The sequence below is a fragment of the Streptomyces sp. NBC_01497 genome (assembly GCF_036250695.1).
Taxonomy (GTDB): Bacteria; Actinomycetota; Actinomycetes; order Streptomycetales; family Streptomycetaceae; genus Streptomyces.
Genome location: NZ_CP109427.1, coordinates 4,187,119 through 4,211,443 on the forward strand (window position 1 = coordinate 4,187,119; position 24,325 = coordinate 4,211,443).

Consider the following 24,325-nt stretch of genomic DNA (forward strand, 5'->3'; position numbering starts at 1 on the left):
CGTGAAGCGGTGCACTCGGGCGTTGAGCGAGAGCTGCTACTCGTGGGCGCACGGTGACAGCCAGACGATGTCCCGCCACCACCGATCATTTCTGGAGCCCCTGAGTGAGTAAGCGCACCTTCCAGCCGAACAACCGTCGTCGCGCCAAGACCCACGGGTTCAGGCTGCGGATGCGCACCCGTGCCGGCCGCGCGATTCTCGCGTCCCGCCGTGGCAAGGGTCGCACCCGTCTGTCCGCCTGATTTCCTACAGGTCATGACGTGCTGCCTACCGAGCATCGGCTGAGGCGGCGCGAAGAATTCGCGATCGCGGTACGCCGAGGACGCAGGGCTGGACGGCCACTGCTGGTCGTCCACATGCGCAACGGTCAACTTGACCCGCACGCACCGGGGGGGAGTGCCTTCCCGGTGCGTGCGGGTTTCGTCGTGAGCAAAGCGGTCGGGGGCGCGGTCGTCAGGACGCGCGTGAAGCGCCAGCTTCGCCATCTTGTCCGCGAACGCCTGTCCGTACTTCCCCCCGGTAGCCTGGTTGTCGTACGAGCGTTGCCCGGTTCGGGTGAGGCGTCCCATGAACAACTGGCCCGAGACCTTGATGCCGCTCTCGAGCGGCTGACGGGAAGGGGCGTGCGATGAAGTATCCGCTGCTTGCCCTGATCAAGCTGTATCAGTGGACGATCAGTCCTTTGCTGGGACCGGTCTGTCGTTACTACCCGTCGTGCTCGCACTATGGGTACACGGCCATCGACCGACACGGCGCGGTGAAGGGTACGGCGCTTACCGCCTGGCGCATCCTGCGGTGCAATCCGTGGTCGCCGGGTGGTGTGGATCATGTTCCCCCGCGAAAGCGACCGCGGTGGCATGAAGCGTTGCGCGACGCGTGGCGCAGAAAGAGCGGGCACTCCGCGACTGGCGTGCCTTCAGGAGGACCGGGGTCAGACCCGTCGCCCTCCAGTCCGGCCGCAGAGACCTCGCCCCATGCTCAAGGAGCCTGAATGTTCGACTCGATTGCAGGTCTGTTCAGTTTTATCACCTGGCCTGTCTCGTGGGTCATCGTCCAGTTCCACTCGCTGTACGGGGCGATCTTCGGCCCCGACACCGGGTGGGCCTGGGGACTGTCCATCGTGTCCCTGGTGGTGTTGATCCGTATCTGCCTGATCCCGCTGTTCGTCAAGCAGATCAAGTCGACACGCAACATGCAGGTGCTCCAGCCGAAGATGAAGGCGATCCAGGAGCGCTACAAGAACGACAAGGCGCGACAGTCCGAAGAGATGATGAAGCTGTACAAGGAGACGGGTACCAACCCGCTCTCCTCGTGCCTGCCGATCATCGCCCAGTCGCCGTTCTTCTTCGCTCTGTACCACGTGCTCGCGGGCATCGCGAACGGCACCAAGATCGGTGCCATCAACCAGCCTCTGCTCGACAGCGCCCGCCACGCCCATATCTTCGGCGCCCCGCTGGCCGTGAAGTTCCTGGACAGCTCGGACAAGGCGGCAGCCCTCGGCGCCACCCTGACCGACGTGCGCATCGTCGCCGGAATCATGATCATCATGATGTCCGCGTCGCAGTTCTACACGCAGCGCCAGCTCATGACCAAGAACGTCGACGTCACGGTCAAGACGCCGTACATGCAGCAGCAGAAGATGCTGATGTACGTCTTCCCCCTGGTCTTCATGGGTATGGGTGTCAACTTCCCCGTCGGTGTCCTCGTCTACTGGCTGACCACCAACGTGTGGACCATGGGCCAGCAGATGTACGTGATCAACCAGAACCCCACGCCCGGCAGCAAGGCCCAGGACGCCTTCCTCAAGCGACTGCTCAAGACGGCCACCACGCATGAGCAGGTGCGGTCCAACCGCAAGCGGAAGATGATCGCGGCGATCGTCTCCAAGGGGCCGGACCGCAACGACAACGAGCGCAAGTTCATCACCGCGCTCGCCAAGGCCGGCCTTGCCCCCCAGGCCGACGGCTCTCTGGTCAAGAGCGACACGATCGCGGCGGAGAACGGCGCCGGTGGCGCGGTGCGCCGCCAGCAGCCCAAGCGCCAGAGCAAGTCGCAGCGGCAGTCCTCCACCGCAGTGGGCACGCAGACGGTCGAGCCGGCCGACGACGAGCCCGTGACCACCAGCCTGGAGAAGGAGCCGACGCAGTCCACGCCCCAGCCGTCGGGCTCCACGATGCAGGCGGCGGGCTCGACGAAGCAGACCGGCCAGCCCAAGCAGAACGCTCAGGCGAAGTCGGGTCAGCAGGGTCAGTCCACCAGGTCCAAGGCTTCCGGCAAGCCCGCCGCAGCGCGGTCAGGTCAGGCCAAGTCGGGTCAGCGCAAGGGCCAGCAGCGGCCCAAGCACCCCTCCAAGAAGTAACGAAGGAGTCCATCCGTGACGGAAGGAACCGTTGTCGCCACCGAGGATGTCGCTGAGGGCGGTGACACCCTGACTCGCCTGGAGCAGGAGGGCGAGATCGCGGCCGACTACCTCGAGGGTCTGCTCGACATCGCCGATCTCGACGGTGACATCGACATGGACGTCGAGGCGGACCGCGCCGCGGTCTCGATCATCAGCGATTCCGACCGGGATCTGCAGAAGCTGGTCGGGCGTGACGGTGAGGTGCTGGAAGCGCTTCAGGAGCTGACACGGCTCGCCGTGCACCGGGAGACCGGCGACCGCAGCAGGCTGATGCTGGACATCGGCGGTTTCCGGGCGAAGAAGCGCACCGAGCTCGCGGAGCTGGGCGCGAAGGCGGCTGATGAGGTGAAGAGCTCCGGTGAGCCGGTGAAGCTCGATCCGATGACGCCCTTCGAGCGCAAGGTGGTCCATGACGCGGTCGCGGCCGCGGGACTGCGCAGCGAGTCCGAGGGCGAGGAGCCGCAGCGCTTCGTCGTGGTTCTTCCCGCCTGACCGGATCCTTTGTGTGTCGGCCCCGTCTGTTCGCAGGCGGGGCCGCTGTTTGTCAGCCTGACGGATGAGCCGCCGTGCGGTGGCTCCGTATGGAAGGACGGTTCCTGTGACGGAGGCGGCTGAGCTTCCCCCTGCTCCGGAGGAGGCACGGACGGTTTTCGGTGAGTACTTCCCCGAGGCGGTCCGGTATGCGGAGCTGCTTGCGGACGTGGGGGTCAAGCGGGGGCTGATCGGTCCCCGGGAGGTGCCGCGGCTCTGGGAGCGGCATCTGCTGAACTGTGCCGTTCTCTCGGAGGTCGTGCCCGACGGCGTCATGGTGTGCGACGTCGGCTCCGGCGCGGGTCTGCCGGGCATTCCGCTGGCCCTGGTGCGACGGGACCTGAAGATCACTCTCCTGGAACCCCTGCTGCGGCGGACCAACTTTCTCCAGGAAGTCGTGGAACTGCTCGGCCTCGACCATGTGACAGTGGCGCGCGGCCGCGCGGAAGAGGTGCTGGGCAAGGTCCAGCCCGTCCATGTTGTCACCGCGCGTGCGGTGGCCCCACTGGACCGCCTCGCGGGCTGGGGTGTGCCCCTGCTGCGCCCCTACGGCGAGATGCTGGCACTCAAGGGCGAGACGGCGGAGGACGAGCTCAAGAGCGCCAGGGCGGCACTGGGCAAGCTGGGTGTGGTGGACACCTCCATCCTGAAGGTGGGTGAGGGGGTCGTCGAACCGCTCGCGACCGTGGTGCGTGTCGAGGTCGGTGAGAGTCCCGGCGGCGTCAGGTTCGCTGCCAAGCGGGCGAAGGCCGCGCGAACGGGACGGACGCGCCGCCGCCGCTAGCTCCATGGAAGAGGGGTCGACGGGCGCGCCGTCGGGTTCAGTGGTCGCGACGGTTCCGTCGGCTCTCCGAGCCGGCCGACCACACCACGGACGCCGTCTCCGCGTCGGCGCCGCGTTCGAACCCGATATCCGGCGTCTGGGCCTGATGCTCCATAGATGGCGCCGTGCCAGATTCTCCCGGAGTGTCGTGGCGATCTGATCAGTCGACCCGTGCATCGTGTTTCACGTGAAACGTCGCTCACTGCTTCAGGGAATCATCGACCGTGGGCGTGCGGCCGCCGCACCGCGAGCCCGGAAACCCCTCGGACGAGGGACGGAGTTGTCCACAGTGGGGCATTCCTCCACAGAACAACGGGCCTCGCTGGTTCACCGACCCCAAAGCATGACAGGCTCTGTTCATTGCGAGTCTGAAGTCGAGGAGAGTGAATCCTTGCGGTCCGACGCCAACATCGCGGGACCGATGGCCGATCCGGTCCCCGGTCCCCGTACCGAGCCTCTGGGAGACGATGTTTCACGTGAAACACCGCCCCCCATGGACGACACCCCCATCGGTAGAGCTGCCCAGCTCGCGGTGGAGGCAATGGGTCGCGCCGGTGAGGGGCTCCCACGTCCCGAGCAGACGCGCATCATGGTGGTCGCCAACCAGAAGGGTGGCGTAGGGAAGACCACGACCACGGTCAACCTGGCTGCTTCCCTGGCGCTGCACGGCGCACGAGTCCTGGTGGTCGACCTCGACCCGCAGGGCAACGCGTCCACCGCGCTCGGTATCGACCATCACGCGGACGTCCCGTCCATCTACGACGTTCTCGTGGAGAGCAAGCCGCTCTCCGAGGTCGTCCAGCCCGTCTTGGATGTCGAGGGCCTCTTCTGTGCCCCAGCCACTATCGATCTCGCCGGTGCGGAGATCGAGTTGGTGTCGCTGGTCGCGCGGGAGAGTCGGCTCCAGCGGGCGATCGCCGGGTATGAGCAGCCACTGGACTACGTGCTGATCGACTGTCCGCCCTCACTGGGCCTGCTCACGGTCAACGCGCTGGTAGCCGGTGCGGAGGTTCTGATCCCGATTCAGTGCGAGTATTACGCGCTTGAGGGCCTGGGGCAGCTCCTGCGCAATGTGGACCTCGTGCGCGGGCATCTCAACCCCACGCTCCATGTGTCCACGATCCTGCTGACCATGTACGACGGCAGGACTCGGCTGGCATCCCAGGTCGCGGACGAGGTGCGCACGCACTTCGGTGAAGAGGTACTGCGGACGAGCATTCCTCGCTCCGTGCGGATCTCGGAGGCTCCGAGCTACGGCCAGACCGTGTTGACCTACGATCCTGGTTCGAGTGGCTCACTGTCGTACCTGGAAGCGGCGCGCGAGATCGCGCTGCGCGGGGTCGGCATCCGCTACGACGACCGGAACGCCCATCAGGGCAGTCCGAACAACCAGCAGAGCATGTCAGAGGGGATCATCCAGTGAGCGAACGACGCAGGGGGCTGGGACGTGGGCTCGGTGCGCTGATTCCCGCTGCCCCTGCCCCCCAGGAGCAGGCGACGGGCGCCGGGGAGACCGGCCCCCAGAGCACGTCCGTGCTGACGGCGGAGCGTGGTATCTCCGTGGCAAAGGTGACCTCGCTGCCGCAGGCGGCCACCTCGCCGGAGTCCGAGCGTGCTGCGCCGCCGGTGGCCTCCGAGCCGGTGCCGGACGAGCCGGCCGCCGTCGCGGGAGCGCACTTCGCTGAGGTGCCGATCGGCTTCATCACGCCGAACCCGCGTCAGCCTCGTGAGGTTTTCGACGAGGACGCGCTGGCCGAGCTGGTGACCTCCATCAACGAGGTCGGCCTGCTGCAGCCGGTCGTCGTTCGGCAGACCGGGCCGGAGCGCTATGAGCTCATCATGGGTGAGCGCCGTTGGCGGGCGTGCCGCGAGGCGGGCCTGGAGCGTATCCCCGCGATCGTGCGGGCCACGGACGACGAGAAGCTGCTGCTCGATGCGCTGCTGGAAAACCTGCACCGTGCCCAGCTGAACCCCCTCGAAGAAGCGGCGGCGTACGACCAGTTGCTGAAGGACTTCAGCTGCACGCACGACCAGCTGGCGGACCGGATCGGACGTTCACGTCCGCAGGTCTCCAACACGCTGCGTCTGCTGCGCCTGTCTCCCTCCGTGCAGCGCAGGGTGGCGGCCGGGGTCCTGTCCGCAGGCCATGCTCGCGCCCTGCTGTCGGTTGAGGACTCCGAGGAGCAGGACCGGCTGGCCCAGCGCATCGTGGCCGAGGGGCTGTCGGTGCGCACCGTGGAAGAGATCGTCCAGCTGATGGGGGACCGCCCCACGGCGACGCCGAAGGCAAAGGGTCCCCGTGCCGGAGCGCGGCTGTCGCCGGCGCTGTCGGAACTCGCTTCGCGTCTGTCGGACCGCTTCGAGACGCGGGTGAAGGTGGACCTGGGTCAGAAGAAGGGCAAGATCGTCGTTGAGTTCGCCTCGATGGACGATCTGGAGCGCATTCTCGGCACGCTCGCTCCCGGTGAGGGGCGCGTCATGGAGCACGCGGGGTCAGAGGCGTCCGAGGAGGACGTCCAGGGCTGAAACCTCGCACTGCCTTCTGGGCGGGCCGTGTACCGGGAACCTCCGGGTACACGGCCCGCCTTCTTTGCTCGCGCTCCCTGTGTACGGCGTCGAAGCGTGGATACGATGCGACGTGTGTGCTGGGCACACGGGGCGAGGAAGCGAGGAACAGCCTTCATGGGACGTCGGCTCGTACCGCTCACTCTGGACAACCTCCCCGACCTCCCCAAGCGGTGCCGGGCGTGCGTGTTCTGGGAGCTTGACCCCGTCAGCTCGGAAGCGGCGGTCAGCGCCGGCCGGGCGGAGGCAGGGAAAGAGGCCTGGATCTCCTCTGTACTGCTGGAGTGGGGTTCCTGCGGACGTGTGGTCTATGTCGACGACGTACCGGTCGGGTTCGTGCTCTACGCGCCCCCGGCGTATGTCCCCCGCTCCACCGCGTTCCCGACCAGTCCTGTCTCCTCCGACGCCTGCCAGCTGATGACCGCCTGGATCATGCCGGGCTACCAGGGCCAGGGCCTCGGGCGCGTCCTGGTGCAGACCGTGGCGAAGGATCTTCTGCGGCGTGAGTTCAGGGCGATCGAGGCTTTCGGCGACGCGCGCTGGAAGGAACCGGCCTGCGTACTGCCGGCCGATCATCTGTTGGCCGTGGGATTCAAGACGGTCCGCCCGCACCCCACCCATCCTCGGCTGCGGCTGGAGCTGCGCTCCACTCTCTCCTGGAAGGGGGACGTCGAGATGGCCCTGGACCGGCTTCTGGGGGCGGTACAGAAGGAGCCGGCACTGCGACCGCTCTAAGGGTGGGGACGTGGCCCTCAGAGCCGCCAGATGCCTTCCGGACCGTCGGTCCTCGCGCCCGCCGGATGCTCTCCGGACGGCCCCTCGCCGATGGCCGCGTTACTACTCCTGCACCAGCGGCGGGTCTCTTCATGCGGTGACACTCCCCCGCAGTGCCGGATGCCCGGGGACGTTCCGGTGGTAGGGCGCAACGAGGGCGCGACGTGAAAGAGCCCGCCCCCTGGGGGACGGGCTCTGTTTCACGTGAAACTTCGCGATGTGCGTTCATCGGCACATCGCCTGGGCGATCACTCGCCGATGAAGGTCTCCAGGTCGCGTACGAGCGCGGCCTTCGGCTTCGCGCCGACGATGGTCTTGGCGACCTCGCCGTTCTGGTAGACGTTCAGTGTCGGAATGGACATGACGCCGTACTTGGCCGCCGTGGCGGGGTTCTCGTCGATGTTGAGCTTCACGACCTGGATCTTGTCGCCGTGCTCAGCGGCGATGGCCTCCAGGGACGGAGCGATCTGGCGGCACGGTCCGCACCAGGCGGCCCAGAAGTCGACCAGTACGGGCTTGTCGCTCTTGAGCACGTCCTGCTCGAACGTGTCGTCTGTTACATGCTTCAGGTCGCCGGCCACGGCGGACTCCTTCGTTCGTAAGTGTGGGGTGTTGTTGATCGACGGTTCAGACCGTGGCGGTCTTCTCCGGCTCAGGGGTCTGCTCGCTGTCAGCGAGCGCCGCGAGGTACCGCTCGGCGTCCAGCGCCGCGGAGCAACCGGTGCCCGCGGCCGTGATCGCCTGGCGGTAGGTGTGGTCGACCACATCGCCGGCTCCGAAGACGCCGGTGAGGTTCGTCCGGGTCGTCGGAGCGTCGACCTTCAGGTAGCCCTCGCCATCCAGGTCCAGCTGGCCCTTGAACAGTTCGGTCCGCGGGTCGTGGCCGACGGCGATGAACAGGCCCGTGACGGGCAGCTCCGACGTCTCACCGGTCTGGGTGTCGCGCAGGGTCAGTCCGCTGAGCTTGGGGTCGCCATGGATCTCGGCGACCTCCTTGTTCCAGGCGAAGGTGATCTTCGGGTCGGCGAAGGCGCGGTCCTGCATCGCCTTGGAGGCGCGCAGCGTGTCGCGACGGTGGACGATCGTCACGGACTTGGCGAACCGCGACAGGAAGGTGGCTTCCTCCATCGCGGTGTCTCCGCCGCCGACCACGACGATGTCCTGGTCCTTGAAGAAGAAGCCGTCACAGGTGGCACACCACGAGACACCGCGACCGGACAGTTCAGCCTCGCGCGCCAGACCCAGCTTGCGGTAGGCCGAGCCGGTGGCGACGATGACGGCCTTCGCGCGGTGGACCGTACCGGCGGTGTCCGTGACCGTCTTGATGTCGCCCCTGAGGTCGACCTCGATGATGTCGTCAGGGACGAGCTCCGCCCCGAAGCGCTCGGCCTGGGCCCTCATGTTGTCCATGAGGTCCGGGCCCATGATCCCGTCCTGGAAACCAGGGAAGTTCTCCACCTCGGTGGTGTTCATCAGCGCACCACCCGCGGTGACGGCACCCTCGAAGACCAGCGGCTTCAGCGACGCACGCGCCGTGTACAGCGCGGCCGCGTAGCCGGCCGGCCCGGAGCCAATGATGATCACGTTACGGACGTCGCTCACGGGATTCTTCCTCGTCTCTGGGGACTGCCTACTGCCTCAACGGGACCAGTTCAACGACTGACATCCCACCCAACGGATACTACGGGCCGCGCATTCCCCGGCAGGCCGTTGGCGCAAGGCGGCTCTCGTCACCGGCGGGAGTAGAGCTCCGTCTGCAGAATCTTCCCCTTGACGGGGGGCGTCGCACCTACGCAGGTGGCGTCGATGACGTAGACGCGGACCTTGGTTTCGTCCGAGGGGTTCGCCAGGAGGAGCAGATAGGCCGGGGTGCCTCGATAGGTGCCCTGCTGGGCTGCCAGGACGGCCTCCGCACGACCGGTGCCCTGCTGTACGCAGTACGGCACCTGCGGGACGGACTGCATCAGCGGCTGATTGGACGCGGTACCGGAATCCGCGGAATTGCTGCGCTGGTCCGGATTGGAGTGGGGGGTGCTGCCCGGCTTCGCGGCCAGGAGGGTGCCCACCCGTGTCTCCAGCTCCGTGCCGGAGAAGTCGTCCGCGGCGCTCGTGGCTGCGGTGACCCGAGGCGATGGCGCTCGGTCGGCGGATCCGACGCCGGTCTTCGTGTCCGTTCCCTGGAAGAGGAAGACGCCCATGCCGAGGACAGCGACACCGAGGGCTGTCCCGAAGGCGAGGGCACCGCGACGCCTGCGAGCGGTCCGTCCCCGGCCGGGACCCCTGGTTCCACGGTCTGGACCGGTGGATGTACGGCTCGGACCACCGGGAGCCCTGGAGGAGCGCGATGTTTCACGTGAAACATGGGTGCCGTCGACCGAGCGCACCGTCTCGGTGACCTCCGTCGCGGTCTCCGCGTCGTCCCCTTGTTCCTTGTCTTCCTCGTCCCGGCTACGCGCGTCACTGCGCACGCTTGCGGGAGTGGGGAGACACGTCTGGTGCCCGACAGGGGCGTCTGCGGTCGGTGAGGCATCGAGCAGCGCCTCGGCAGCGAGTGCCGCGTCGATGCGCTCGGCCACATCCGCCGGCATGGGGGAGGGCCCTGGCAGCGTCCCGAGGAGGTCTCGGATCTCCATGAGGGACTGATGGACGTCCGCGCAGAGTGCGCAGGCGTCGAGGTGCTGCCGGAGTTCGGCGGTGCGGGACGGCGGCAGCAGTCCCTCGGTGAGGTCGGAGATCTCCTCGACATCCGGGTGCTGGTCCGTGTCGGACGGGGAAGTCACGCGCGCCCACCTCCGCCCTTCACCGCTGCCGGATCGCCTGGTTCCGTCGAGCTTCGTCCCGTTGCCGATGGGACGGATGTCCCGGGGGTCCGGTTCCGTTCCCTGCCCGCCCGGTGAGTGTCGGGCGCGTCACTGCGCAGATGGGCCAGGAGCGGCAGAAGTCTGGTCCGGCCACGGGCACAGCGGCTCTTGACGGTACCGCTCGGAACGCCCAGGATGCGGGCCGCTTCCGCGACGGGGTATCCCTGCATGTCCACCAGGACAAGGGCGGCTCGCTGGTCCACCGGCAGCCTGGCCAGCGCGGCGAACAGCTCGCGGTGGAGGTCCTGGCGTTCCGCCGGGGCCTCGGCGGACTCGTGCGGTTCGAGCAGTTGCTCCATGCGCTCGGTGTCGTCCACCGGGGTGGTCCTGCGGCTCTTGGCCTTCCGGACGCGGTCGAGGCACGCGTTCACGGTGATGCGGTGCAGCCAGGTGGTCACCGCGGACTGGCCGCGGAACGTGTGGGCGGCGCGGAAGGCGGACACCAAGGCGTCCTGCACGGCGTCGGCCGCCTCCTCCCGGTCGCCCAGGGTGCGTATCGCGACGGCCCACAAACGGTCGCGGTGGCGTCGGACGAGCTCACCGAAGGCGTCCGGGTCGCCCGCGACGTGAGCAGCCAGGAGATCCTGGTCGCTGACGTCGGTGAGTGCGGCGTCGTCCAACGGTGAGCCCCTCCCCTGATCCGGTCAGCTCGTGACGTGGATCTCCGAGACCTCGCCCCGGTACCCACCGTCGGCGGCCGCCGGCAGCTTGGTCAGCCAGACCAGAACGTACCGCGCCTTCACCGCCTTGGAAGGCTTCAGCGGTACTTTCTCACCGGTTCCCTGAGCAATCTTCGTGAACCCGTCGACGGTTGTGGGGATCGACGCGGAATCCGGGCTCGCGGCCCTGAGTTCCACTGACGTCGCCCCGTCGAAGTCGACCGTGACCGATCCGATCGTCTGCACCTTCCCGAGGTCAAGGATGAGCCCGACGCCCGGCTTGAGGTTTCCGAAATTCGGCTCGCCGATGTAGCGCTTGGTCTCCCAGGACGTGGACGGGTCGTTGTCGATCGCCTTGGGCACGTCTTCGGGGTTCTCGGAACCGTCGCCGGGCGGGGGATCGAAATCCTTCGCGCTCATGATGGCGATGGGGCCCGGGGCAGCCGGCGCCTTGTCGTCACCGTTCTTGGTGACCTTCGAAGGTGCCGGAGTGCCGTCGCTGCCGTGATGGCTCAGCACCCGATCGGCGATCTGCCAGCTTCCGAGGCCCAGCGCCACGATCACCAGGGCGGAGACGACCCACTTGAGGAGTTTGCCGGGCGGCGTCTGCATCGGGGGCGGCGGTACGACCGGCGAGGCGACGGCCGTGTGCATCGGACCGGTTTGCGCCGTGCCGTAGTTGCCTTGCTGGTACGTCGTGCGCTGGTAGTCCGGCGGTGCCGCGAAGGCGGGCTCCGGCGGCCGGACGCGGGGCATCTCCGCGACGGCCTTGGCGAGTTCGTCAGGCGTGGTGCAGGGCGGCTCCTGCCGCGAGGCGGTCGCACCGTCGTTGGCGAGGGCCCGCATGGCGAGTTCGGACAGGCCGCGGTGGACCCCCGCGCGTACCTGGTCGGGCGCGAGGAGACCCACGCCCTTCGGCAGGCCCGTCATGCCGTAGGCATCGGTCTCGTACGGCCAACGCTGGGTCAGGGACGCGTACAGGAGGGCGCCGATGGCTTCGGTGTCCGCGCGCTGCGGGCGGTCGGTGGTGATGCCGCGCAGTGCGGCGTTCACCGCGAGGCCGCGGATGCGGTACTGCCCGCCGGAGGTCCGCAGTACCGCGCTGGGCGTCAGCCGCAGGTGGGACAGGCCCTCCCGGTGGGCCGCCGCCATGGCTTGGGAGACCTGGCTGACGAGCTGATAGGCGTCGTGCGCCTCCAGCGGTCCCGAGGCGAGCAGCGCGGTCAGTTCCACCGCGTCCGGCAGCCACTCGTGGACGACGTAGACGAGGTCGTTCTCCTCGACAGCGTCGAGGACCTGCACGAAGCGAGGGTCGCCGAGCAGGGCCGCAGAGCGCGCGGCGGCCAGCACGGAGCGGGCTCGCGGATGCTCCGCGGGGAGGAGATGGACGCCCACCGCCCGGCGCAGCTTCTCGTCCACGGCACGCCAGCTGCTGAATCCGTCCAGACGGGTGACGCACTCCTCCAGACGGTAGCGTCTGGCGAGTTTGTGACCGCTGTGCAGCTCCGGTGCTGCGAAGCCCGGCCCGGTGCTCTTGGGCTCGTCAGTCGATTCGGGCGCCTTCTCGGGCGCGGACTGCTCCGCGCTCTCCTGGGCCTCCGCAACCCCGTCGGTCGTGGTCTTCTCCGCCGTGTCCTGCTTGGCGGGCAGTGGCTTGTCGCCACTGTTGTCGTCCACGTCGACGGCAGCCGTGCTACGTTCCGCCACCGTCGCTCCTGCCTCCCCATCCGTTGCGCGCTGTCCAACAGCCAAGCCAATTGTGCCCACAGTCCGGTGCTATGCACGACACACGGAGGCCGACGATGGTTGTGCTCGGCCACCCGTGACTACCGCCCGAGGCGGCCACGCACCATTCCGACCATGCCGTTCAGTTCCTCGATACGCATCTTCTTCGCCGCGATGTAGAAGATGCCGAGCAGCGCCGCTCCTCCGACGATGAGCGCCAGTACGGCCCCGCCGGCTCCCTTGCTCACGACGTTCAGGATCCCGAAACCAAGGACACCACCGACGACGGCCGCCGGGATGGCCGCCAGGCAGAGCCGGGCGTACGTCCGCATGACGCGCTTTCCGTCGAGGTCTCCGTTGATCCGTTTCGCCAGCCTGCGCCAGGCGACGCCCACACCGACCGCGTAGGCGAGTCCGTATGAGGCCGCCATACCTACTACTGCCCAGCGCGCGGGAAGGACCACATAACAGATCGCCGAGGCGGCCGCATTGACCGCCGCCACGATGACCGTGTTGTAAAAGGGTGTCCGGGTGTCCTCGTACGCGTAGAACCCGCGCAGGACGACGTACTGGACGGAGTACGGGATGAGTCCGAGCCCGAACGCCATCAGGATGTAGCCCATCGACCGGGCGGAATCGATGCCGCTCGACGAGAACAGCAGCGTGGAGATCGGCACACCGAGGGCCAGGAACATGAAGGCGATCGGCACGATCGCGACGGCCGAGGTCCTGAGCCCCTGTGAGATGTCGTCCCGCACGGCACCGGAGTCGCCGTCGCTCGCGGCCCGCGAGATGCGGGGCAGCAGGGCCGCCATGACCGACACCGTGATGATGGCCTGCGGCATGCCCCAGATCAGCTGGGCATTGCTGTAGGCCAGGAAGCCCGTGCCGTCGGCGTGGGACGCCTTGCCGGCCGCGGTGGACAGCTGGGTGACGACCACCACGCCCGCCTGATTGGCCAGGACGAACAGCACCGTCCACTTGGCGAGCGCGATGGTCTTGCCGAGACCGTGGCCTCGCCAGTCGAAGCGCAGCCGGAACCTGAAGCCGGCTTCCCTCAGGTAGGGGATCATCGCCAGGGCCTGGACGGTCAGGCCGAGCAGGGTGCCGATGCCGAGCAGGTGGACGCCGTCCGGCGGGATGGTGCGGACCGTCATGTGCGAGTCGGCGGCCGTGCCGTACACGTAGATGAACAGCCCGAACGTGGCGATCATGACGATGTTGTTGAGGACCGGCGTCCACATCATCGCGCCGAACCTGCCGCGGGCGTTCAGGATCTGGCCCATGATCACGTGGATGCCCATGAAGAAGATCGTGGGCAGGCAGTAGCGGGCGAAGGTGATGGCGACGTTGTTGGCGTTCGGGTCCCCGGCGATGGTGGGCGACAGGGCATGGATCAGTTCCGGGGCGCCGACGACCACGATGGTGACGATGACCGCGAGGGGCACCATCGCGAGGGTCAGCAGCCGGTTGGCATACGCCTCACCGCCGTCGTCGTCCTCCTTCATGGCCCGGACGAGCTGGGGAACGAAGACCGAGTTGAGGCCACCGCCGACGGTGAGGATGTAGATCATCGTCGGCAGGGTGTAGGCGATGGTCCAGGAGTCGCCCAGCAGCGTGGCGCCGAAGGCGGCGGTGATGACGAGGCTGCGCACGAAGCCGGTGAGCCGGGACACGAGCGTGCCGGAGGCCATGACGGCGCTCGACTTCAGCAGCCCGCCCGACTTCGCGGGCTTCGCGGCCGGTACCTGCTCTTCGGGTTCCGGCTCTGTCGGCACGACCGGAGCGCCCGCCCGCTGGTCGCGGTAGAGGTGGGCGAAGGCGTCCTGCTGCTGCGGCTCCGTACCCGCGTGGGTGACGAGGTCGTCGACGCCGGTGAACCGCGTGGTCCTGGGGTCGTCACCGTAGGGACCGGGCGGGGGGGTCCCCGCCCAGATCCTGGGGTCGGGCCCGTAGTGCTGGGGCTGCTGCTGCGGAGGCTGCTGCTGGAAGAGCTGCTGCGTCGTGTCCGGGTGCGGGCCGGGCGCCTGCGGCGGGTGGGCGGCGCGATCGTGGAGCGCGTCGGTCACCGGGTCCTGGGACGAGCGTTCCTGCGCCCAGTACGGGTCCTCCTGGTACGCCTCCTGGACGTACGGGTCCCGGGGGTAGGGCGGGTAGGGAGTCTGGGACTGCTGCTGGTTCTGGGCGTACTGGTCCTGGGCGTACGGCTCGCCCTGGGCGGGCGGTGGTGCGGGGGCCTGCCCCGCGGGATCGCTGCCCGTGCCCGGGCCACGCTCACCGTCGTACGGCGCGTTCATGGATTACCCCACCTCATCGTCCCCGGCCGACCGGCCACGACATCGCTCAACGGTCCACTTTCTCACCTGAGCCCGACGGCGCCGGGTTCCCCGGTCCGGTGTCCACTGCGGGGTCACTCGGCTGCTCGCCACCGGACCCGTTCCCCGGGCCGTCGCCGGAGCCGTCCGCGGGGCCGCCGTCCGGCCCGCCGTCGGGACCGTCGCCCCGCGCCGCTACGGCGGCCGCACGGCGGGCTGCCGTGCGCTTGCGCCTGCTGTACATCTTGACGCCCGCGAACACGAGCAGCAGCACACCGCTCGCGATGACGAGCATGGCGGTCGGGGTGATCTCGGAGACCCTGACCTGGAAGGTCATCTTCTGGCTGTAGGGGTGGCCGTCCTCGGTGAACAGCTGCGCGCTCACTTCGACCGGACCGTTCGCGTTGCCGGTCCCGGTGAACTTCACGGACTGACTGTGGCCGCCGCCGACCTTGATCGGCTGGTCCGCCACCGCCTTGTCACCGTCGAGCTTGAGACGGGTGGGCTTGCTCGACGAGAGTCGCAGCACCAGGTGCTGGACATCCTGCAGCAGCTTGTTCTGGACGGTGACCGGGATGGTCGCGCTGGCACCGGACAGGGTCAGGTCGGACTTCGGTACGAGCAGTACCTCGCCCTTCAGCCCGGTCAGGTAGTTCCTGACCGCCCCCCGGTACGCGGACGCGCCCACCTGGTCGCCGCGCCAGGACGTCGACATCGACCGTTCCTGGGCGTTCGCGAACGGGGCCTCGACCCGGTCGGGGGCGCTGAGGACGTCCGTGAACCTCGTCAGGAGGTCCTGGGTGTCCTGGATCTCCTGGAACGCCGAGGTCGGCAGCTCCTGCCTGCGCAGGCTCCGCGGGTAGTGGGACGCGGAGGGGATCCGGGTGTTCGCGTCGGGGTCGGGGGTGGCGGCGGCCGCGTCCGTCAGGTCCTGCGACTCGGTCCAGCGCTCCGGGTCCAGCCCGTGCAGCGCCGCGGCCATCGCCTGGACCTGCCCGGCGTTCGGCATCCGCTGCGGTGCGACGACGATGCTGCGTTCCTTGTCGGGCTCCTGCTGGGACAGGGCGAGCGACTGGGCGAGGAACCGCTGCACCGCGAGCGTGGAGGACGCCGCCGTCGTCAGGTCGCCCTGGAAGGCCGTGGAGAGCCTGCTGTCCGCGACGACGGCCGTGGTGCCGCCGCCGATGGGACGGGCGCCGGTGGGCGTGTAGGGGAGGTTGTCGCTGAGGCTGTCGCTGCGGGTGATGACCTTGTCGGCGCCCGCGGAGGTCGCCACGTCGACGATCGAGGGGTCGATGGCCCCGTTGACCGGCCAGGCGAAGTCAGTGGACGGCGTCACGTGGAGGATGGTGTCGACCGTGGTCGCGGCGACCTGGGTGGCCGGCTGGAGATGGCTCAGAGACCCGGACACGCTCCGCCCGGTGTGTGCCAGGGACGCCAGGTCGGGGTCGGCGAACGGGAGCGCCACCACCGGATGGTGCTGCACGGCCTTCTCCAGCGAGTTCAGCCACTGGTTGGCGAGCTGCTGGTTCTTGCCGGGGACGGTGGTGTTCCCCTTCTTGACGCTGTATTTGTGCGTCATCGCGTCGACCGTGGCCAGCAGGTCCGGGTCGATGACCCAGGTCACCGGCAGCTGACTGCCGAGAGACACCATCTGCTGGAGCCGTCCGCCCGGCGCCAGGTCGGCCGCGAGGTCGTCGTTGTCGAAGACCGGGGTCTGCTGCTCGTCGGCCCCCGTCTGCGCCGACAGGTGGATCTTCGAGATGAGCGGCCACAGGAAGGTGAGCTTGGTCTTCTTGTCGGCGGCATCGGGCTGCCAGGGCAGAAACGTCCGCTGTATCCCGAGCACGTGGTCCCAGGGTTCCTGCGCCGTCTCGCCCGAGAGGGAGACGCCGAGCTGGTACACGCCGTCCTCGTCCAGACCCAGGTCACTCACGGGCACCGAGAGGGCGAAGTCCTGGCGGGCCTTCGGGGCCAAGCGCGCGATCTTGACGCGGTACTTGCCGCCCAGCGGCGCGACCTGGACGGCCGTGCTCGCGGAGGCGGCCGCCGCGTCGTCGATGGCGCTGCGCCCCGCGAGGCGGGGGCCGACCCGAAGGTCGACGCCGGCATCCGTGACGGTCGCCCGGCTCCGGTTGGTGACGGTGCCGGAGATCGTCAGGGTGTCGCCCTTCACGGGGGCGCTCGGTGAGAGTGTGTTGAGCGCCACGGCGACGGTGCTGTCCCCGCTGGCCTTCGTCGGCGCGAACGCCTCCACGGCACCCGGCGAGGGCGCCGCCTGGGCTACCGGAGCCGCGGTGCCCGCCAGCAGACCCGCGAGGAGCGGGGCGCCCGCCACCACGGATGCCGTGCGTCGCAGCCACCGACGGGCAGCCCAGTGGCCCGTCCCCCGGATGTGTGCCGCATCGGCCACGCGCTCGTCCGTCCTTCGTCCTTGTTGCTTGCCGCTGGTGGTCAGTCGTTCGGTGCGTCCACGCATGGTAACGATGAGCGCTGTGGCGAAGTGCTGGGGACCGCTCCACCAGATCGTGAAGAGTCTCATGGACTGGCGGGGAACCTCACACCGGAGCCGTGGAGGGTGAATGAAACCTCCAGATGTCCGGGATGCCGGAAACCGGGGCGGCCCGCGCGGCCTGCGGCACGTACGCTTTCCTGTTGTGCCGAACGCCAACAATGACAACCCCAGTGCACTGAATCAGGTGCAGAGCCGCGCGGTCAGTGAACTGCTGCGGGTATCCCCCGTCGCCGACGTCCTCGCGCTCCGGTTCGAGGAGGCAGGCTTCTCGCTCGCCCTGGTGGGCGGGTCGGTGCGGGACGCACTGCTCGGCCGGCTCGGCAACGATCTGGACTTCACGACGGACGCGCGCCCGCAGGACATTCTCAAGATCCTCAGGCCTTGGGCGGATGCCGTGTGGGATGTGGGGATCGCGTTCGGCACGGTCGGCTGCCACAAGGACGCAGTCGTCGACGGCGTGGCCCAGAGCTTCCAGATCGAAGTCACGACCTACCGCTCCGAGGCGTACGACCGGACCTCGCGCAAGCCGGAGGTGTCGTACGGGGACTCCATCGAGGAGGACCTCGTGCGCCGTGACTTCACGGTGAACGCGATGGCGCTCGCCCTCCCGCGCAAGGAGTTCATCGATCCCCACGGGGGCCTCGGCGACCTCGCGCAGCGCGTCCTGAGGACGCCGGGCACGCCTCAGGACTCGTTCTCCGACGATCCGCTGCGGATGTTCAGGGCCGCGCGCTTCTCCGCTCAGCTCGACTTCGAGGTCGCTCCCGAGGTGGTCGCGGCCATGAAGGAGATGGCCGACCGGATTGAGATCGTCTCCGCCGAGCGGGTCCGGGACGAGTTCAACAAGCTTCTGCTGTCCCAGCACCCCCGTAAGGGACTCGCGCTGCTCGTCGACAGCGGCCTCGCCGCTCGGGTGCTGCCCGAGCTGCCCGCGCTGCGGTTGGAGAGCGACGAGCACCACCGGCACAAGGACGTCTACGAGCATTCGCTGACCGTCCTGGAGCAGGCCATCGACCTGGAGGAGGACGGCCCTGATCTGGTGCTGCGGCTGGCCGCCCTCCTGCATGACGTGGGCAAGCCGAGGACACGGCGCTTCGAGGGGGACGGCCGGGTGTCCTTCCACCATCACGAGGTGGTGGGCGCCAAGCTCGTCAAGAAGAGGATGACCGCGCTCAAGTACGCGAACGACATGGTCAGGGATGTCTCCCGGCTCGTGGAGCTCCATCTGCGCTTCCACGGTTACGGCGCAGGCGAGTGGACGGACTCGGCCGTGCGCCGCTACGTGCGGGATGCGGGTCCGCTGCTCGGCCGTCTCCACAAGCTGACGCGTTCGGACTGCACCACGCGTAATAAGAGGAAGGCCACCGCACTGTCCCGCGCGTACGACGGCTTGGAAGAGCGCATCGCGCAGCTTCAGGAACGCGAGGAGCTCGACGCGATCCGGCCCGATCTCGACGGGAACCAGATCATGGAGATCCTGGATATCACTCCGGGACCGGTGATCGGCGCGGCATACGCGTTCCTGCTGGAGCAGCGACTGGAGAACGGGCCCATGGAGTTCGATGACGCTGTCGCGGCGCTCAAGGAGTGGTGGGCCACCCAGGAGGCCTGAGGGGCGGTCCGGGTGGAGCGTTCGAAGCCGGAGCGCCGTCGGTGCGGTGATGTTTCACGTGAAACATCACCGCCGGCGGGAGGCGCGAGGTGTGACGTGCGAGGCGGTGTGAAGCGACGTCGGGCGTGAGGCGACGTCGATGTTTCACGTGAAACATGAGCTGGGACGACTGCGAGGCATGGCGAAGGCCCCAGGGACACTGTCCCTGGGGCCTTCGCCATGCATTCCCCCGTCCGAGTCCGAGCGGAAGCAGGTCCGCTCAGTCCCGGTCCGTCAGTCTGATCAAGCGCGGACTCAGCGCTCGACCTCGCCGCGGATGAACTTCTCCACGTTCTCGCGGGCCTCGTCGTCGAAGAACTGGACCGGCGGCGACTTCATGAAGTAGCTCGACGCGGAGAGGATGGGACCGCCGATGCCGCGGTCCTGGGCGATCTTCGCGGCGCGCACGGCGTCGATGATGACGCCGGCGGAGTTCGGGGAGTCCCAGACCTCGAGCTTGTACTCCAGGTTCAGCGGGACGTCGCCGAACGCGCGACCCTCAAGGCGGACGTACGCCCACTTGCGGTCGTCGAGCCAGGCCACGTAGTCGGACGGGCCGATGTGGACGTTGTCGGCGCCCAGGTCGCGGTCCGGGATCTGGGAGGTGACGGCCTGCGTCTTGGAGATCTTCTTGGACTCCAGGCGCTCGCGCTCCAGCATGTTCTTGAAGTCCATGTTGCCGCCGACGTTCAGCTGCATCGTGCGGTCCAGGACGACGCCGCGGTCTTCGAACAGCTTCGCCAGCACGCGGTGCGTGATGGTCGCGCCGACCTGCGACTTGATGTCGTCACCGACGATCGGGACGCCGGCCTCGGTGAACTTGTCCGCCCACTCCTTGGTGCCCGCGATGAACACCGGCAGAGCGTTGACGAACGCGACCTTCGCGTCGATGGCGCACTGGGCGTAGAACTTCGCGGCGGCCTCGGAGCCCACCGGCAGGTAGCAGACCAGGACGTCGACGTTGCGGTCCTTGAGGGTCTGGACGATGTCGACGGGGGTCGCGTCGGACTCCTCGATGGTCTGGCGGTAGTACTTGCCCAGACCGTCCAGGGTGTGACCACGCTCGACCGTGACGCCCGTGGACGGCACGTCGCAGATCTTGATGGTGTTGTTCTCGCTGGCACCGATCGCGTCCGCGAGGTCGAGGCCGACCTTCTTCGCGTCGACGTCGAACGCGGCGACGAACTCGATGTCCCGTACGTGGTAGTCGCCGAACTGCACGTGCATCAGACCCGGCACTTTGCCCGCCGGGTCGGCGTCCTTGTAGTACTCGACGCCTTGCACCAGCGACGAGGCGCAGTTGCCGGCGCCAACGATGGCTACGCGAACCGAACCCATTCCGGTTGCTCCCTGTTGATCTCGATGTTCCGTTGAGGCCGCCGTGAAGCGGGTCTCACTTGGTCCTGTCGTCGGACGGATCCGGCGTGGCGGGGTGCCGCGAGGGCGAACCCTCGGCAGTTGCGGCACCCCCGCGCCGGGGCAGACCGTCCATGTGGTCGGTGTCGTGGGGCGTCCGGTGCTCGGCGGCCGGTGGGCCGGGGTCGCCGGCTCGCTCGGTGTCGCCGGGCTCGGACGTACCCCGCCGGTCCCGCCCGGCCCGCTCGCTCTCGATGAGCTCGTTGAGCCAGCGCACCTCGCGCTCCACGGATTCCATCCCGTGGCGCTGGAGCTCCAGCGTGTAGTCGTCGAGACGCTCGCGGGTGCGGGCGAGTGAGCCGCGCATCTTCTCAAGGCGCTCCTCAAGACGGCTGCGGCGGCCTTCGAGGACGCGCATCCGTACGTCGCGCTCGGTCTGCCCGAAGAAGGCGAACCGTGCAGCGAAGTGCTCGTCCTCCCAGGCGTCGGGGCCGGCGTGGGCGAGTAGCTCCTCGAAGTGTTCCTTGCCGTCGGCCGTCAGCCGGTAGACGATCTTGGCCCGCCGTCCGGCGAGGGACGCCGCGAGGGCGTCCTCCGGGGCACTGCCCGGCTCCTCGATCAACCAGCCCGTGGCGACCAGCGTCTTCAGGCACGGGTACAGCGTCCCGTAGCTGAAGGCCCGGAAGATGCCCAGTGACGTGTTGAGCCGCTTTCGCAGCTCGTACCCGTGCATCGGGGACTCGCGCAGCAGGCCGAGTACGGCGAACTCAAGGATTCCCGAGCGCCTGCTCATCCTTGCCCCTTTCGCCGTCCTCTGTGGCTGTCTGTCCGGCTCACTGTGTGCTTATCTCGCGTTGACATGTCGCGCTGATGTATCGACTCGATACATCACGACGATAGAGGTGTGGGGCGGTTGCGACAAGAGGGGAACTCGTGAACGCCATCACATCCTCAATTCACAGCAGGCAAGTTGCCTGATTTGGGGTGAACTTCGGGCCTCAGAGGGTTTTGACCGTGCGTAGTCTGTGCGGCATGCAGACCACCGGGAGCCCAGTGACGCAAGGGGCGTCGAGCATGTGGGCCTATCAAAGCCCTGGGGACCACGGCCACGGGAGTCACGAGAGCAGCGGCAGCCGCGTCGAGCGCGCTCCGCTGCCAGGGCTCCCCGAGGCCAGCACGGGGGACCGGAACTCACCTGCCGCTTCCAGGCGCCCGCGCCTGCCCGAGGAGTAGTCGTTCGATGAGCGAGCACCGTCGCAAACTGCCACCGCCGCAAGGCGGCGGACGTGCCGCGTCCCGGCGGGCAGCCCAGCAGCCGCCCGGCCGCCGCGCTGCCCCCTCCCGAGGCGACGCCTCGGGATCACACACAGACCCCGCCGGAGATACGGGCGCCACGAGCCGCTCGGGTCCGCACGGCGAGGACGAGCAGTCGTACGGCGGCCGCGCGGCCGCCCGCAGAGCCGCCCAGCGCGGCGGCCGCAGGCGCGGTGCCGAGCCGGCACCGGGCGGCGGGCGGGGGCGTGGGGGCGGCGGCCGGGGACCCGGCAAGAAACGCTTCATCGACTACCCGCGGTTCGACAAGTACGGCTGGCGCCGCTGGGTCCCGTCCTGGCGCCTCACGAGCGCCCTCACCGTCGCGTTCCTCGGTTCGCTGCTGGCCGCCGGGTCCGTCGCGTACGCGCTCGTCCAGCTGCCGGACCCGAGCCTGGCGTCCAAGGCGGAGAACAACGTCTACTACTGGTCGGACAAGACTCCGATGGTGTCGACCGGTGGCGAGAACAACGTCAATCGGCAGATCATCTCCATCGACCAGATCCCCAAGGCGATGCAGGACGCGGTCGTCTCCCAGGAGAACAGGTCCTTCTACACGGACTCGGGCATCGACCCGCAGGGCATCGCGCGCGCCGTGGTCAACATGGCGAAGGGCCAGGAGACGCAGGGTGGCTCCACCATCACCCAGCAGTACGTGAAGAACGCGCTCCTCGGTGACCAGAGCCAGACCGTGGACCGCAAGGTCAAAGAGATCTTCATCGCCCTCAAGGTCGGCACGAAGCAGTCCAAGCCGAAGATCCTTGAGGGATACCTCAACACCTCGTACTTCGGCCGTGGTGCGTACGGCATCCAGGCGGCGGCTCGTACGTACTTCGGGGTGGACGCGAAGCAGCTGAATCCGAGCCAGTGCGCGTTCCTCGCCGCACTGCTCAAGGGCGCCACGCTGTACGACCCCGCGGGCAACACGGACCTCAACGCGCAGGCCACCCCGCAGGCGAACACCGCGCGCATCACGTTCCGCTGGAAGACGACCCTGGACCAGATGGTGAAGGACGGCCATCTCTCCGCGACGGAACGCGCCAAGTACAAGACGCTGCCGGTATCGCAGCCGCTGAAGAAGTCCGCCCAGCTCAGCGGGCAGGTCGGCTACCTGGTCGACCTCGCCAAGTCGTACTTCGCGAACAACAACTCCGAGGGCATCACGTCGGACGACCTCTCGAAGGGCGGTTACGAGATCTACACGACCTTCGACAAGAAGAAGGTCAATCAGCTCTCCGCCGCCGTCGAGAAGGTGCGCAAGGAGAACATCAGCACCAAGAAACGGCCGACGAAGGACTCCTTCGTCCAGTTCGGCGGCGCGTCGATCGAACCGCAGAGTGGGAAGATCGTCGCGATCTACGGCGGTGAGGACGCGACCAAGCACTTCACCGACAACGCCGACGTCACGGGCGCCCAGGTCGGTTCGACGTTCAAGCCGTTCGTCCTGGCCGCGGCAATGGAGCACGGGAAGCGCGATCCGAACCTCGGGATCGACCAGCCGGACTCCGAACGCACGGCGGTCAACCCCGACACCAGCCGCTACCCGGGCAAGAACAACCTGAAGATCAAGGACTACACCGGCCAGGTCTGGATGGACAAGGAGGGCAAGGAGTGGCTGCAGCCGAACGACGAGGGGTACAACCAGCCCTCCATCACGCTGCGTGAGGCGATGCGGGAGTCCGTGAACTCCGCGTTCGTCCAGCTCGGCATGGACGTCGGCATCCCGACCGTCCGTACCGAGGCGGAGAAGGCGGGCCTCTCCTCCGACCAGCTGATCAAGTCCGACGTGCCGTCGTTCTCCATCGGCATCTCCGACCCGAGCGCCATCCGCATGGCGGGCGCGTACGGGACCTTCGCTCAGCACGGCGAGCAGCGCGACCCGTACTCGGTCGAGAAGGTCCTCCGGAACGGCAAGGAGATCTTCAAGCACGACGACAAGGTCACGCGGGCCATGCCGGCCCAGGTCGCCGACAACGTGACGGACGTCCTGCGGACCGTCGTCACCAAGGGCACCGGCACGAACGCCCAGGTGGCGGGGCACGAGGTCGCCGGTAAGACCGGTACGACCGACGAGAACAAGTCCGCCTGGTTCGTGGGCTACACCCCGCAGTTGTCGACGGCCATCGACATGTACCGGCTGGACGACAACGCGAAGAGCAAGGACCGCAAGTTCCTGTCGATGTACAACACCGGCGGGCAGAAGACGATCCAGGGTGCTTCGTTCCCCTCGTCGATCTTCAAGGACTACATGACGGCCGCGCTCAACGGGCAGCCCGCCCTGACGTTCACGAAGCCCGAACCGATCGGTAAGGCCGTGTTCGGAGGCGGCCTGCACTCGCCGGCGCCCTCGCCGTCCGTGACGCCTTCGAACTCCCCGTCGTCGTCACCGTCCACTTCGCCGAGCCCGTCGAACACGCCGCAGCCGCCTCCTTCGCCGAGCGACTCCTGCTCCTCGTTCTTCGGCTGCTCCGGCGACGGCGGTCAGAACGGCGGCAACAACACCGGCGGTGGCAACGGAGCCGGGGGGGCCGATACCGGCGGCACCGACGCGGGCACCACCGGCGGCGAGTCGCCGTCCTCCTCGCCGGGCACCGACGCCGGCACGACGAACGGGAACGGCAACGGAGGGACCGATACCGGCGGAGGCTTCATCGGCGGCCCCGGCTAGCAGGACCGTGGCGCCCGTGTCCGTCTCCGGGCCGGGCGCCACGCCGGGGCCCGACGCCGGGCCCGGGTGCCGGAACTCCCGCAGAGCGGGAGGCGGGCTCCTGGGCCGGTCGCCCCGCAGAATCCGAGGCAGGTCCATGGGCCGGTCTTCGCGCAGCACCCGGGATCGGC

At 68.2% G+C, this 24,325-nt stretch carries 20 protein-coding genes; 11 read left to right on the forward strand and 9 right to left on the reverse strand.

What is annotated here, in order from left to right; translation table 11 throughout:
• Window positions 1–104: 104 nt before the first annotated feature.
• The 9 genes from rpmH to OG310_RS17965 all read left to right on the forward strand — a co-directional run bounded on the left by rpmH (window position 105) and on the right by OG310_RS17965 (window position 7,055).
• Entirely contained in the window at window positions 105–242 is a 138-nt protein-coding gene (rpmH, locus tag OG310_RS17925; protein WP_030215407.1) for a 50S ribosomal protein L34, read from the forward strand.
• A gap of 18 nt (window positions 243–260) precedes the next feature.
• On the forward strand, window positions 261–632 hold the full coding sequence (rnpA, locus tag OG310_RS17930) for a ribonuclease P protein component (RefSeq protein WP_329456881.1): 372 nt from the start codon (window positions 261–263) through the stop codon (window positions 630–632).
• Window positions 629–991, forward strand: a complete 363-nt coding sequence (gene yidD / locus OG310_RS17935; RefSeq protein WP_329456882.1) for a membrane protein insertion efficiency factor YidD — start codon at window positions 629–631, stop codon at window positions 989–991. The genes rnpA and yidD overlap by 4 nt, the downstream gene beginning before the upstream one ends.
• On the forward strand, window positions 992–2,359 hold the full coding sequence (yidC, locus tag OG310_RS17940; RefSeq protein ID WP_329456883.1) for a membrane protein insertase YidC: 1,368 nt from the start codon (window positions 992–994) through the stop codon (window positions 2,357–2,359).
• Between the two features lie 15 nt (window positions 2,360–2,374).
• Window positions 2,375–2,893 (forward strand): Jag family protein, encoded by a 519-nt coding sequence (locus OG310_RS17945; protein ID WP_329456884.1) that lies wholly within the window; start codon window positions 2,375–2,377, stop codon window positions 2,891–2,893.
• Between the two features lie 106 nt (window positions 2,894–2,999).
• Entirely contained in the window at window positions 3,000–3,716 is a 717-nt protein-coding gene (gene rsmG, locus OG310_RS17950; RefSeq protein WP_329456885.1) for a 16S rRNA (guanine(527)-N(7))-methyltransferase RsmG, read from the forward strand.
• 382 nt (window positions 3,717–4,098) lie between these two features.
• Window positions 4,099–5,178: an AAA family ATPase gene (locus tag OG310_RS17955; protein WP_329456886.1), complete on the forward strand. Its 1,080-nt coding sequence runs from the start codon at window positions 4,099–4,101 to the stop codon at window positions 5,176–5,178.
• Window positions 5,175–6,281, forward strand: a complete 1,107-nt coding sequence (locus OG310_RS17960; protein WP_329456887.1) for a ParB/RepB/Spo0J family partition protein — start codon at window positions 5,175–5,177, stop codon at window positions 6,279–6,281. The genes OG310_RS17955 and OG310_RS17960 overlap by 4 nt, the downstream gene beginning before the upstream one ends.
• A 156-nt stretch (window positions 6,282–6,437) precedes the next feature.
• Window positions 6,438–7,055, forward strand: a complete 618-nt coding sequence (locus tag OG310_RS17965; RefSeq protein WP_329456888.1) for a GNAT family N-acetyltransferase — start codon at window positions 6,438–6,440, stop codon at window positions 7,053–7,055.
• 287 nt (window positions 7,056–7,342) lie between these two features.
• Here the strand turns inward: OG310_RS17965 and trxA are convergent, their stop codons facing one another.
• The 7 genes from trxA to OG310_RS18000 form a co-directional block, all read right to left on the reverse strand.
• On the reverse strand, window positions 7,343–7,675 hold the full coding sequence (gene trxA / locus OG310_RS17970) for a thioredoxin (protein ID WP_225013982.1): 333 nt from the start codon (window positions 7,673–7,675) through the stop codon (window positions 7,343–7,345).
• Between the two features lie 46 nt (window positions 7,676–7,721).
• Window positions 7,722–8,696, reverse strand: coding sequence for a thioredoxin-disulfide reductase (gene trxB / locus OG310_RS17975; RefSeq protein ID WP_329456889.1), 975 nt, complete (start codon window positions 8,694–8,696; stop codon window positions 7,722–7,724).
• A 128-nt stretch (window positions 8,697–8,824) separates the two neighbouring features.
• Window positions 8,825–9,874: an anti-sigma factor family protein gene (locus OG310_RS17980; RefSeq protein ID WP_329456890.1), complete on the reverse strand. Its 1,050-nt coding sequence runs from the start codon at window positions 9,872–9,874 to the stop codon at window positions 8,825–8,827.
• Window positions 9,871–10,575: an RNA polymerase sigma factor SigM gene (gene sigM / locus OG310_RS17985; protein ID WP_329456891.1), complete on the reverse strand. Its 705-nt coding sequence runs from the start codon at window positions 10,573–10,575 to the stop codon at window positions 9,871–9,873. Before sigM ends, OG310_RS17980 begins: the two co-directional genes overlap by 4 nt.
• A 24-nt stretch (window positions 10,576–10,599) precedes the next feature.
• Window positions 10,600–12,321 carry a protein kinase family protein gene (locus OG310_RS17990; RefSeq protein WP_329456892.1) on the reverse strand — a complete coding sequence of 574 codons (1,722 nt, stop codon included), beginning with the start codon at window positions 12,319–12,321 and terminating at the stop codon, window positions 10,600–10,602.
• A 119-nt stretch (window positions 12,322–12,440) separates the two neighbouring features.
• Window positions 12,441–14,636, reverse strand: a complete 2,196-nt coding sequence (gene murJ, locus OG310_RS17995) for a murein biosynthesis integral membrane protein MurJ (protein ID WP_329456893.1) — start codon at window positions 14,634–14,636, stop codon at window positions 12,441–12,443.
• 46 nt (window positions 14,637–14,682) lie between these two features.
• Window positions 14,683–17,067 carry a DUF6049 family protein gene (locus OG310_RS18000; RefSeq protein ID WP_329460236.1) on the reverse strand — a complete coding sequence of 795 codons (2,385 nt, stop codon included), beginning with the start codon at window positions 17,065–17,067 and terminating at the stop codon, window positions 14,683–14,685.
• Window positions 17,068–17,311: 244 nt separating this feature from the next.
• Between OG310_RS18000 and OG310_RS18005 the strand changes: the two genes are divergently transcribed.
• Window positions 17,312–18,781, forward strand: coding sequence for a CCA tRNA nucleotidyltransferase (locus OG310_RS18005; RefSeq protein WP_329456894.1), 1,470 nt, complete (start codon window positions 17,312–17,314; stop codon window positions 18,779–18,781).
• Between the two features lie 294 nt (window positions 18,782–19,075).
• Here OG310_RS18005 and OG310_RS18010 read toward each other — a convergent pair whose 3' ends face one another.
• Window positions 19,076–20,158, reverse strand: a complete 1,083-nt coding sequence (locus tag OG310_RS18010; RefSeq protein ID WP_329456895.1) for an inositol-3-phosphate synthase — start codon at window positions 20,156–20,158, stop codon at window positions 19,076–19,078.
• A gap of 55 nt (window positions 20,159–20,213) precedes the next feature.
• Window positions 20,214–20,969 carry a PadR family transcriptional regulator gene (locus OG310_RS18015; RefSeq protein ID WP_329456896.1) on the reverse strand — a complete coding sequence of 252 codons (756 nt, stop codon included), beginning with the start codon at window positions 20,967–20,969 and terminating at the stop codon, window positions 20,214–20,216.
• 447 nt (window positions 20,970–21,416) lie between these two features.
• Here OG310_RS18015 and OG310_RS18020 point away from each other — a divergent pair, with 447 nt between their 5' ends.
• Window positions 21,417–24,155 (forward strand): transglycosylase domain-containing protein, encoded by a 2,739-nt coding sequence (locus tag OG310_RS18020; RefSeq protein ID WP_329456897.1) that lies wholly within the window; start codon window positions 21,417–21,419, stop codon window positions 24,153–24,155.
• Window positions 24,156–24,325: the final 170 nt, after the last annotated feature.